Raw genomic sequence first — 10,078 nt, 5'->3', positions numbered from 1 at the left:
AGACGGCCGTCACGGCGCGCACGCGGCGCCGCGCGGCGGACGGCTGACCGCCCTCGCGCTCCCGGCCGTCCTGGGGATCCACCTGCTGGCCCCGTCCCCGTCCCCGTCGCCGTCCTCCCCGGTGGCGGCTTCCTCGGCCACGCCCTCCCCCTCGGCGACGCCGTCCGCGAGCCAGACCCCGTCCCCGAGCCAGACGCCGTCCACGCAGCCCAGCACCAGCGCGAGCCCCGCCCCGAGCGCGTCGCCCTCGCCCACCGCGACGCCATCGCCCACCGCGACGCCCGCCCCGGCCAAGGACGCGGGCACCGGGCCCCGCCTCTACACCGACGCCGGGACGCTGCGCGCCGACTCGCTGACGATGTCGGGGCTCAGCTACGACGGCGTCGCGTCCCTCCCCTCGGCGGGCGGGACCGTGAAGGCGCTGAAGTTCAGCATGTCCAAGGCCGTCCTGAAGAACGTCGACCAGACGGCCGCGCACGGCGGCGCCACCGCGCGGACCCGGACCGGCAGCCTGACGTTGACCGGCGACGTCGTCATGTACACGACGAAGATGTCGTCCAAGCTGCTGGGCGTCCCCGTGACCTTCACCCCGGCGGCGCCTCCGCCGCTGACGCTTCCCTACATGGTGATGACGGACGTGGTCTCCGAGCAGCCCGCCGTCACCGCCGGCGGGGCGCAGATCAGCGGCCTCGCCGCCGGCTGACCGGGCGCCTCGCCCAGCGCGCCGGCGCCCAGCTTGCCGCGCAGGATGAACGCGCCCAGCAGCACGGCCGCCACGACGAGGACGACCGCGACCGTGACGACCACCACCGTCTTGCGGCGCTCCCCGCCGCTGCCGGGCCGGTCGTGGACGGGCGGCGGAGGAGGCTGCTGCCAGTTCGCGTACTGCTGCGGCTGCTCCCACGGCGGAGGCGTCTGCGGCGGAAGGCTCGGATGCGACTGAAGCACCGGCGGTTGCTGCACCGGCGGGTGCTGCACGGACGGATGCTGGGACGGGGGCGGCGGCGCCCAGTCCGTCTCCAGCAGCGTCCGCGGCTCCGGCTCCGGCTTGGGAGGGGGCTGCGGCGGCCGGTGCGAGGCGCCGCGGTCCTGGAACCGGCCCGGGTCGCGGCGGGTCACCGGCTCGGGTTCGCCGAGGTCGTGGCGCACCGGCTCGCGGCGGGCGGCGTCTCCCACGTCCCGGCGCGTGACCGGGTCGAGGTCCTCGGGGTCGAGGACGGTCTCCGCGGCGCGGTCGGGCAGGTAGCGGGCGGACGGCTCGTCCGTCATCGTCTCGTTCGCCTGCGGCGGCACCGGCGGGGACGGCCGCGGCATGGCCACGACCTGGGTGAGCAGCGGCAGCGCCTGCTCCGCCGTCATCCGGCCGAACGGCTCGCGCGCGAGCAGCCCCTCCAGCACCCGGCCGAGCGGCCCCGCGTTCCGCGCGGGCGGCACGGGCTCGGTCAGCGCGGCCTGCAGCGACGACATCGCGTCGGACCGCTCGTAGGGGGAGCGGCCCTCCACGGCCGCGTACAGCGTCGCGCCGAGCGCCCACAGGTCGGAGGCGGGGACCGCGCGCTCGCCCTGCACCCGCTCCGGCGCGATGTAGGCGGGCGACCCCATGACCAGGCCCGTCTGGGTGAGCGTCGTGTCGCCCTCCATCTGCGCGATGCCGAAGTCGGTCAGCACGGCCCGCCCCGTGTCGGTGACCAGCACGTTGCTGGGCTTGACGTCGCGGTGCAGGATGCCCTTCTGGTGGGCGTGCTGGAGCGCGCCGAGCATCTGCAGCCCGATGTCGGCGACCCGGCGGTGCTCCATCGGGCCGCGCTCGATGATGTCCTGCAGCGACGGTGCGAGGACCAGCTCCATCACGATCCAGGGCCGGTCCGACTCCTCGACGACGTCGTGGACGGTCACCACCCCGGAGTGGTTCAGCCGCGCCGACGCGCGGGCCTCGCGGAACGTCCGCTCGTAGAGGACGGCCCGCTCGGACTCGCTCAGCCCGGGCGGGAGCACGACCTCCTTCACCGCGACCTCGCGGTCCAGCATGGTGTCGAAGGCGCGCCACACGGTGCCCATGCCGCCGCGGCCGACCACCGAGTCGAGCCGGTAGCGGTTACCGAGCAGACGTGCCTGTGCCATCTCTAGAAGGTCCCCCCACTGGTCATCCCACCCCGGAGGGCTGGAACGTGTCGAGGACATTGTTCACGAGTGTCGCGTTCTCGTTCCACTGGGAGGCGGGGACCGCCACCACGACGGCGAAGGGCCGGCCGTCCACGATCACGCCGCGGTCCTTGGCGCGCGTGCCGCCCGAGCGGGACCAGGTGAACTCGATGTCGGCCGCGGGACGCCCGGCGACGGTCGTGCGGGTGATCTCTCCGACGCGCTGGAAGCCCTGGAGCTTGCCGTCGGCGATGGCCTCCCGCTCCCAGGTGACCCAGTGCTCGTAGGGGTCGCCGGACCACACCGTCCGGTCGACCTGCACGTAGGCGCTGGACGCGGGGTCGGTCCAGACGACGCTGTTGCCCTGCACCGAACGCCGCCACCCGCGCGGCACCGCGATCGTGAAGCCGCGCTCGCGCGCGGGGACGAGCCCCGCGGGGATCGGCCGCACGGTCGCGCTCGGCGAGGGCGCCGGGTCGTCCGAGGCCGCGGTCGGCGTGCTCTGCGCGCCCTGCGTGGCCTGCGCCGTCGGCCCGATGGCCTGCGGCGACCGCGACGCGTCCGGACCGCCGGCCGAGGAGTCCTTCGGCCAGAAGGCGAACCCGGCGATCGCCAGGACCGCCGCCGCCACGACGACGCCGGCGAGGACCGGCAGGACCGGGGACTTCCGCCGCGCCGGGGCGGCGGGCGCTCCCTGCGTCCACTGCGTGCCCGTTCCGTGCGGGTAGTGCGTCGATTCGGGTGGGACGGGCACAGGGATGGACGGCTGCGCGAGCGACTGCGACGGTGCCTGCGACCCGCCGGACGGGAGCGTCGCGGTCCAGGTGGCGCCGGCGGCCGCGGCCGCCGCCTCGTTCGCGGCGATCTGCGCGGCGGCCGCGTCGGCGGCGTGCCCGGAGGCGACCGCCTTCAGCGCCGCCTCGGCCCGGTCCCCGGTCATCCGCCGCACCGGGTCGCGCTCCAGCAGCCCGGTGAGGACGGGCGCCAGCGGCCCCGCGTTCTTCGGCGGCGGGACGTCCTGCGTCATCACGGCGGCGAGGACCGCCATCGCGTCGCTGCGGTGGTGCGGCGCCCTGCCCTCCGTCGCCGCGTACAGGGTGGCGCCGAGCGCCCACAGGTCGGACGCGGGGATCGCCGGGTCGCCGTTCACCCGCTCCGGCGACATGTACGCGGGCGACCCCATGATCAGCCCGGTGCCGGTGAGGGTGGCGTCGCCCGCCACCTGCGCGATGCCGAAGTCGGTGAGCACGGCCCGGTCGTCGCCGGTGACCAGCACGTTCGCCGGCTTGACGTCGCGGTGCAGGACGCCGATCGCGTGCGCCGCCCGGAGCGCCCCCGCGATCTGCGCGCCGATGGTCGCGACCCGGCCGGGCGGCAGCGGGCCGTCCTCCTCCACGACCTCCTGGAGGGAGCGGGCGCGCACCAGCTCCATGACGATCCACGGCCGGCCGTCCTCGTCCACGACGTCGTGCACGGTCACGACGCCCGGGTGGTTCAGCCGGGCCGAGGCGCGGGCCTCGCGCAGCGTCCGGCGGTGCCGGTTCTCGCGCTCCTCGTCGCTCAGGCCCGCGGGCAGCACGACCTCCTTGACCGCGACCTCGCGGTCGAGGGTCTCGTCGGAGGCGCGCCACACGGTGCCCATGCCGCCGCGCCCGACGACCGATTCGAGCCGGTACCGACCGGCCAGCAGCCGCCCCTCCATCAGGCGTCCGCGGGCTTGAAGAACCGGTAGACCGGCTGGAGTTCGGAGTACACCTCGTCCCAGTCGCCGTCAGGGGCCCGCAGCAGGATCGCGTAGCCGTGCCCCTTCGTCACGAACCCTCGGTTGAGGATGTGCACCCGGCCTCCGTCGCCGTCGTAGGTGAACTCCCAGTCCGCCGACTTGTCGCCGTTCCCGGTGTCGGGCACCGGCGGGTGGTCGCCGGTCGCCGCGATCCTGAGCTTCTCGTAGCCGGGCCAGCCGGAGCCGCCCCGCTCCTGGCGCCGCCAGTCGTCGATCGCGCTCGGGCCGGGGTCGTCGGTCTGGTCGATCTGGATGTAGGTCTTGCGGCCGGGCGCGTAGAAGAAGTCGCCGCCGTTCTTGCGCTCGGGCCCTTTCCAGTCCTTGGGGACGGGAACGGAGTAGCCGCTGCGGTCGTCGTGCGTCCTGAACCCGGCGGGGAGGGCCGGGCTCGGGTTCTTCGACTTGACCGGGGAGGACGAGGACGCCTTCCCCGTGGCCGGCGGCGTCGAGGCGCTCTTCTTCGCGCCCTTCCCGTCATCGTCGCCGCCGCTGCTGGCCAGCGCGATCCCCGTGATGACCAGGATGACGAGCAGCACCACCCCCGCGATGATCAGCACGTTGCGGTTGGACGCCAGCGCCGGCCGTCCGGCGGAGGGGTGGTGGGTCGTCGGCGGGAAGTGGGTGTCCGGCCCCGGCTCGGGCCCCCGGCTCGGGACCGTGACCCGCCCGGCGGGCTGGGTGCGGGGCCCCGGCCTCCACGAGCTGACCCTGTCGGGGTCGGGCGCGGTCTCGGCGGGGTTCGCCGCCTCGGGCGCGCTCGGCGCCCCCCTCGGCAGGTCGAAGCTGGTGAGCTGGTCGGGCCGGGCGCCGGCGCCGGCCGGGCGGGGCGCCTCGTCGGGGGCCTCCGGCATGGTCGTCTGCGTCCCCGGCGCCTCCTCGACCGGGTACTCGACGGCCATCGTCCGCTGGGTGTCGATGGTCTCCTGCCGGACGATGTCGTCCAGCATCCGGCCGGCCTCGATCGCGTCCATCCGCTGGTCGGGGTTCTTGCGCAGCAGACCCTCGATGACCGGGACGAGCCGGCCGCCCTTCTCCGGCGGGTCGGGCTCGTCGGAGATCACCGCGACCAGGGCGGCCATCGGCTCGGGACGCTCGAACGGCGACTTGCCGTGCAGCATCGCGTACAGGGTGACGCCCAGCGACCACAGGTCGGAGGCCGGACCGGCGACGCGGCCGCGGGCCCGCTCCGGCGCGATGTAGGCGGGCGAGCCCATGACGAGCCCGGTCTGGGTGAGGGTGGCGTCGCCCGAGGCGGTCGCGATGCCGAAGTCGGTGAGCACGGCGCGCTCGCCCATCCGCCCCGTGCCGGTGATCAGCACGTTGCTCGGCTTGACGTCGCGGTGCAGCACCCCGGCCTCGTGCGCGGCGTGCAGCGCGGCGAGCATCTGCCGGGCGATCTCCGCGGCGCGGCGCGCCTCCATCGGCCCGTCCTGCTTGATCACCTGGTCCAGGGAGCGCGCCCTGATGAGCTCCATGATGATCCAGGGGCGGTCGTCCTCCTCGACGACGTCGTAGACGGCGACGACGCCGGGGTGACTGAGCCTGGCCGCGGTGCGGGCCTCACGGAACGTGCGCTTGTGGTGCACGGCGCGTTCCTCATCGGTGAGACCATGCGGGAGGATGACCTCCTTCACCGCAACGTCACGACCGAGGACCTCATCGTGCGCCTGCCAGACCGTCCCCATGCCGCCTCGGCCGACCTGGGTCACCAGGCGGTAGCGGCGGGCGAGCAACCGCTCACCGGTGGGTTCATTTGGCATATCCGCGACCATATCGACTTTTGCTGACAACCTTGGACTGAGAGTGCAAGCCACATCCCCTTACCCGTACGACGCACGAGATCACCGCGCGGTTCGCCGCGGGCCGGGCGCGCGGGGACGGAGACGTGATCGACGTGCGACCCGGTAGAAAGGGGACCATGACCGAGCAGGGCCAGCAGCGCGGCCTGCGGGGCGAGTGGGGGCGGCTGATCCAGGCCGCGCCGACGATCTTCTTCTGGTACACCCGACTCTCCGGGATCCTGTCGCTGCTCGCATGGGTCTCCTATGGTCTCATCCTTGAGATAGCCGATATCTGGGCGTTGCGATGGATCGGTTATCTCGGCTGGTTCCCGAGCGTCCCGATCGGCCTGCTGTGGATCCTGCTGTCAATGGGCGTCCGGCGGCGCAAGAAGGCCGCGTGGCGGATCCTCGTCCTGATCTTCTGCCTGCCCACCGCGCTCGGCGTCACCGCCGTCCTGACGACGCTGTTCAACCCGGACAAGCCCACCCCCGTCGGCCTGATCGTCACCGCCGCCGTGTACCTGGCGGTGCTCGGCCTGCTGATCTCCGCGCGCGGCCAGTTCACCACCCTGCCCGACCGGGCCAACCGGCGCCTGGCCACCCTGGTGTTCACCAGCCTCCTCATCGTGACCTGCGGCATCGGGACGTTCCTCGTCACCGTGACCGACCGCATCTCCCGCGGCGACTTCTGGACGCACCCGCTCTACGCGATCGCCCAGACCGTCCTCGGGCCGCGCGTCACCGGCAAGCCGATCGACGTGTCGGTGCCCTTCTGGGTCGACGTGATCCTGTGGGTGCTCGGCACCGGACTGATGATCGCCACGTTCTGGGCGCTGTTCCGGCCGGGGCGGCGCGACCCCGTCCTCAGCCCCCCGGAGGAGCTGGCGGCGCGCGCGCTGCTCGCCGAGTACGGCGACCAGGACTCCCTCGGCTACTTCGCGCTGCGCCGCGACAAGGACGTCATCGTCGCGCCGAACGGTAAGGCGGCCATCGCCTACCGGGTGGAGGGTTCGGTCTCCCTGGCCAGCGGCGACCCCCTCGGCGACCCCGAGTCGTGGGACCAGGCGATCGAGGCGTGGCTCGGCGAGTGCCGCGCGCACGCCTGGATCCCCGGCGCGGTCAGCGTCGGCGAGCGCGCCGCCCGCATCTACAAGCGGCACGGCTTCGACGCGCTGGAGCTCGGCGACGAGGCCATCGTCGACCTCACCGACTTCAACCTGGACGGACGGGAGATGCGGCAGGTCCGCCAGGCCGTCCGGCGCGTCGAGCGGGCCGGGTACTCCGTGCGGATCCGCCGCCACTCGCAGATCCCCGGCTGGGAGATGGCCAAGCTCATCCGCAGCGCCGACGCCTGGCGCGGCGAGGAGACCGAGCGCGGCTTCTCCATGGCGCTCGGCCGGCTCGGCGACCCCACCGACGGGCGCTGCGTCATGGTGGAGGCGTTCGACGCGCACGGCGAGCTGCGCGGCCTGCTCAGCTTCGTCCCCTGGGGGCGGGCCGGGCTGTCGCTCGACCTGATGCGCCGCGACCGGCTCGCCGAGAACGGCCTCAACGAGTACATGGTCGCCAAGCTCGCCGAGAAGGCCGCCGCGGTCGGCGCGCAGCAGCTGTCGCTGAACTTCGCGATGCTGCGCTCGGCGTTCGAGCGCGGCTCCCAGATCGGCGCGGGGCCCGTGGCCCGGCTCTACTACCGGTTCCTGTCGTTCGCGTCGAAGTTCTGGCAGCTGGAGTCGCTGTACCTGTCGAACGCCAAGTACATGCCCGACTGGCGTCCCCGCTTCATCTGCTACGAGCACGGGCGGCACCTCGTCCGGCTGGGCCTCGCCTACGCCCGCGCCGAGGGCTTCCTGCCGAGCCTGAACCGCCCCAAGCTGGACCGGGCCGCCTCGATGGTCCCGTCCGACGACCTCGTCGACAGGATCAAGGAGATCGAGGAGGCCGCGGAGGCGGCCCGCGCCCCCCAGCGCCGGCTGTCGGAGCAGGAGCGGGTCCGGCACGCCAAGCTCGACCAGATCCGCGCCGCCGGGATGGAGCCGTACGCGCTCGGCTGCGAGCGCACCGACGTCGCCTCCGGCATCCGTGAGCGGCACTCCGGCCTCGCCCCCGACACCCGCACCGGCGACTCCGTCGCGATCGCCGGGCGCGTCGTCCTCGCCCGCGAGCACGGCCGGCTGATCTTCGTCACGCTGCGGGACGAGACCGGCGACCTTCAGGTCATGCTGACCGCCGGCTCGGTCGGCGAGGAGTCGCTGCGCCGCTGGAAGTCGCTCATCGACCTCGGCGACCAGGTCGGGGTGCGGGGCGAGGTCGTCACGTCCCGGCGCGGGGAGCTCTCGGTTCTCGCGTCCTCGTGGACGCTCGCCGCCAAGTGCCTGCACCCGCTGCCGAACAAGAGCTCCGGGCTGTCGGACCCGGAGGCCCGCGTCCGGCAGCGGTACGTGGACTTCATCGTCAACGACGAGTCCCGCCGGATGCTGCGGATGCGCGGCGACGCCGTCGCCGCCGTCCGGGACGGCCTGCGCGCCCGCGGCTACCTGGAGGTCGAGACGCCGATGCTCCAGCCGGTGCACGGCGGCGCCACCGCCCGCCCGTTCACCACCCGCATCAACGCCTACAACATGCAGCTCTACCTGCGGATCGCGCCGGAGCTGTACCTCAAGCGCCTCCTCGTCGGCGGCGCCGGCCGCGTCTTCGAGCTGAACCGCAGCTTCCGCAACGAGGGCGTCTCGCAGCGGCACAACCCCGAGTTCACGATGCTGGAGGCCTACGAGCCCTACGGCGACTACGACACCATGGCGGAGCTGACCCGCTCCCTCGTCGTGGACGCGGCCCGCGCCGCCCTCGGCACCACGGTCGTCGTCCGGGACGGCGTCGAGTACGACCTCGCCGAGCCGTGGCAGGAGATCACCGTCTACGAGTCGGTGTCCAAGGCGCTCGGCGAGGAGATCACCCCGGGTACCCCGCCGGAGCGGGTCCACTCGCTCGCCGAGCGGGCGGGGCTGAACGTCGACCCGCAGTGGGGGCAGGGCAAGGTCGTCCAGGAGCTGTTCGAGGCGCTCGTCGAGGAGCACCTGGCGGCGCCCACGTTCGTCCGCGACTACCCGGCCGAGACGTCCCCGCTGACCCGCCCCCATCGCGACGACCCGCGCCTGGCCGAGAAGTGGGACCTCATCGTCTTCGGCCTCGAACTCGGCACCGCCTACTCCGAGCTGATCGACCCCATCCTCCAGCGGCAGCGGCTCACCGAGCAGTCGCTCCAGGCCGCGGGCGGCGACCCGGAGGCCATGGAGCTGGACGAGGACTTCCTGCGCGCCCTGGAGTACGCGATGCCGCCCGCCGGGGGCATGGGCATGGGCATCGACCGGCTGCTGATCACGCTGACGGGCCGCAGCATCCGCGAGACGATCCCCTTCCCGCTGGTGCGTCCCGGCTCCTAGAGGCTCCGCGGGACGGGCCGGAACCCCTGGCCCGCGAGCCACGCCCGCGCCGCTCCCCGCCGGGCGTCCTCCCCCTCGGGCAGGACGCCCGGCGGGGCCGGCAGCCCCTCCGCCTCGTCGGCCGGGAGCACGTCCCCGCGCTCGGGATCGAGCACCTGGACCCCGTCCTCCATCGCCGCGGCCACCGCCCCCAGGTCGACGGGAAGCGGAGCCAGCCCGGTCGGCTCCCGCACCCCGAGGGCGGCGGCGAGCTCGTCCGCCAGCTCGGCGTCGCCGGGCAGACCGCGCCCGTTCAGCCCGTCCAGGCACGCGAGGGCGAGGGACCGCACGTCACGCCCCTGCGCCAGGGCCGCGACGAGCACGTCCCCGGCGTACTGGAGCACGGGAGCCAGCGGACGTCCCCGGAGGAGTTCGGCGTCCCCGAACCCCCGGTGCGCCGCCGCCCGCAACCGCGCCAGCACCTCATCGCCCCATTCCGTCACGCACACATTTGTACAGACATCCTCTGACACACTCGCCATTCACCGGCCGCGCTTGTCCTCCACGTGCACGACCGCGAGTTCCCGGCCGTCCTGATCGCGCTTGGAACGGCCGAGAAGGCCCACGGTCAGGTCGGACGCGTCGTCCCCGGCCTCTTCGGGCGCGACATAGGTGAGGATGTCGTTGTGGTGCCCGTACACGGCCCAGCCCGGCGCCTGGTCGAGATCGATCGTCCCGAAGTCGCCCGCCGGAGTGCCCCCGTGGACGGGTCCGTACTCGCGCAGCAGCTCCACCGCCTGCGCGCTCAGGTCGTCTCCGGGCTCCATCAGAATGACGCACGTGCCGTTCTCGAACAGCACCCATGACTTCTCGTCGCCCTGGATGACGTCCCGCCAAACCTGAACCAGTTCCTCGGTGAGCATGGGCGAGATTCTGCCGATGTCCCCCGACATTCG

6 protein-coding genes and 1 pseudogene are annotated in these 10,078 nt (G+C 73.6%); 2 read left to right on the top strand and 5 right to left on the bottom strand.

Going from position 1 to position 10,078, the window contains the following annotated elements:
• A pseudogene (locus AB0K37_RS24810) lies at positions 1-703 on the top strand (hypothetical protein); the annotation flags it as partial.
• Here the strand turns inward: AB0K37_RS24810 and AB0K37_RS24805 are convergent.
• From AB0K37_RS24805 to AB0K37_RS24795, 3 genes are read right to left on the bottom strand one after another with little or no spacing between them, the layout of a single operon-like run.
• Entirely contained in the window at positions 619-2,121 is a 1,503-nt protein-coding gene (locus AB0K37_RS24805; RefSeq protein ID WP_363984945.1) for a serine/threonine-protein kinase, read from the bottom strand. The pseudogene AB0K37_RS24810 and the gene AB0K37_RS24805 sit on opposite strands and share 85 nt — an antisense overlap.
• 22 nt (positions 2,122-2,143) lie before the next feature.
• Positions 2,144-3,844, bottom strand: a complete 1,701-nt coding sequence (locus AB0K37_RS24800; RefSeq protein ID WP_363984943.1) for a protein kinase — start codon at positions 3,842-3,844, stop codon at positions 2,144-2,146.
• Positions 3,844-5,685, bottom strand: coding sequence for a protein kinase (locus AB0K37_RS24795; RefSeq protein WP_363984941.1), 1,842 nt, complete (start codon positions 5,683-5,685; stop codon positions 3,844-3,846). The genes AB0K37_RS24800 and AB0K37_RS24795 overlap by 1 nt, the downstream gene beginning before the upstream one ends.
• Positions 5,686-5,843: 158 nt before the next feature.
• Between AB0K37_RS24795 and lysX the strand changes: the two genes are divergently transcribed.
• Positions 5,844-9,143, top strand: a complete 3,300-nt coding sequence (gene lysX, locus AB0K37_RS24790; RefSeq protein WP_363984939.1) for a bifunctional lysylphosphatidylglycerol synthetase/lysine--tRNA ligase LysX — start codon at positions 5,844-5,846, stop codon at positions 9,141-9,143.
• Here lysX and AB0K37_RS24785 read toward each other — a convergent pair.
• Together AB0K37_RS24785 and AB0K37_RS24780 are read right to left on the bottom strand one after the other, a co-directional pair.
• Positions 9,140-9,625: a hypothetical protein gene (locus AB0K37_RS24785; protein ID WP_363984937.1), complete on the bottom strand. Its 486-nt coding sequence runs from the start codon at positions 9,623-9,625 to the stop codon at positions 9,140-9,142. The genes lysX and AB0K37_RS24785 overlap by 4 nt on opposite strands.
• Before the next feature lie 39 nt (positions 9,626-9,664).
• On the bottom strand, positions 9,665-10,045 hold the full coding sequence (locus tag AB0K37_RS24780; protein WP_363984935.1) for a hypothetical protein: 381 nt from the start codon (positions 10,043-10,045) through the stop codon (positions 9,665-9,667).
• Positions 10,046-10,078 lie beyond the last annotated feature (33 nt).

Source organism: Actinomadura sp. NPDC049753 (assembly GCF_040674655.1).
Classification (GTDB): Bacteria; Actinomycetota; Actinomycetes; order Streptosporangiales; family Streptosporangiaceae; genus Spirillospora; species Spirillospora verrucosospora.
Note: the sequence above shows the minus strand (reverse complement) of the source record. Positions and strands in the feature narration are given on the sequence as shown.